Raw genomic sequence first — 584 nt, 5'->3', positions numbered from 1 at the left:
TCCTCAATCGATACCTCATGGATCCTGATTATGCTGTTCGCAGCGGGGTCGCTATAGGCCGGTAACGTCATCAGGTGGAGCTTGTTCCGCAACTCGGATCGCTTGCCGTTTCCCTCCATTAGTTTGGAACAAAGTTTTTTAGCCGCGGTTTTACGCCGTGAAGGGACGCGTTTTCCAAGGAGATCTCTCATGAAAGGCGTTCTGATCACCAGCTTGCTAGCAATCAGCGTCAGCTGCGGGGCCGCACTTGCCCAGACGCAGCAGTCGACCGACGACCAGTCCGGCGCCAATTGTGCAGCCGGCATTGCCAATTGCCAGAACGGCGCCAAAATGGGCGAGCAGGCTCAGGGCAAGGCCGGCGCTGCAACTGATCAACAGGCACAAGGCAACAAGAAGCTGAAGACCGATGAGCAAGCCAAAGGCAAGGCCGGCGCAACGACTGACCAGCAAGCCCAGGGCAAGCCGAAGCTGAAGACCGACGAGCAAGCCCAGGGCAAGGCCGGTGCTACAACTGACCAGCAGGCCACGGGCAGCACCAAAATGAAGGCCGACGAACAGGCCCAAGGCAAGGCCGGAACCACCAC

Annotated in this window: 1 pseudogene; it reads left to right on the top strand. The window is 58.7% G+C overall.

Features of this window, described 5'->3' with window-relative positions:
* Positions 1-81: 81 nt before the first annotated feature.
* Positions 82-584: pseudogene (locus tag NKH16_RS34930) on the top strand (hypothetical protein); the annotation flags it as partial.

Source organism: Mesorhizobium sp. M1307 (assembly GCF_040318155.1).
Taxonomy (GTDB): Bacteria; Pseudomonadota; Alphaproteobacteria; order Rhizobiales; family Rhizobiaceae; genus Mesorhizobium.
Note: the sequence above shows the minus strand (reverse complement) of the source record. Positions and strands in the feature narration are given on the sequence as shown.